We start from the raw sequence: 719 nt of genomic DNA, 5'->3' as shown, positions 1-719 counted from the left end.
CACGGGGGGCGCCGAGCGGCGCATGGTCGCCTGCCCCGCCGAGCTGATCTCGGTCGCCGGATACGAGCAGTCGAGCGTGCCGTCGCCGTGGAGCACGAGGTCCAGCCAGGTGGCGGCGAAGCACAACGCCCCGACCCGGGTGAGACGTTCCTCGAGCCGGACCGAGGCGCCGGACACCGCCCGCAGCACGAGCTCGCCGGCGCATCCACTCTCCGGGTAGGCACTCGTGCCGATCACCTCGCCGATCCGGCCGCCCCGCAGCACCAGCTCGGCGTTGAAGTGCACGAACGCCTGCGTCACCGATCCGCTCCAGCTGCCGATCATGCCCGGGGGCAGCGCCTCGCCAGCCTCGGCACCCGGTTGCGACCCGACCCCCGCCGGATCCCGCGTGGCGACCGTCGGCGGCGAGGCGCGACGCCGGTCGCCGTCGTCGCCGCTGCCGTCCGCGCCGAACAGCTGGTACGCCCCGGCGGCCACGGCGGCGAGCAGCACCAGGACGATCATCGCCCCGGCCATCAGCCGGGGTGCCCGCCACGGCCGGGCCCATCCGACCGCACCGGTGGGCCGCGCCGTCCCTGGCCACGCCGGCGGGAACGGCACGGGTCGCGACCCGGTCCGGCGCCGGATCACCGCGTCCGGCGCCGGGGACGCCGGGGACGCCGGAGACGGCGGAGACGGCGGGGATACCGGGGCGGAATCGGCCGGGTGGGACGCGGCCC

At 77.2% G+C, this 719-nt stretch carries 1 pseudogene; it reads right to left on the bottom strand.

The features are described 5' to 3' along the window. Nucleotides 1–516: pseudogene (locus AC08OP_RS22280) on the bottom strand (serine/threonine-protein kinase); the annotation flags it as partial. Nucleotides 517–719: the final 203 nt, after the last annotated feature.

Source organism: Frankia sp. CeRuru1 (genome assembly GCF_977966315.1).
This window is presented reverse-complemented; position numbering and strand designations above follow the sequence as displayed.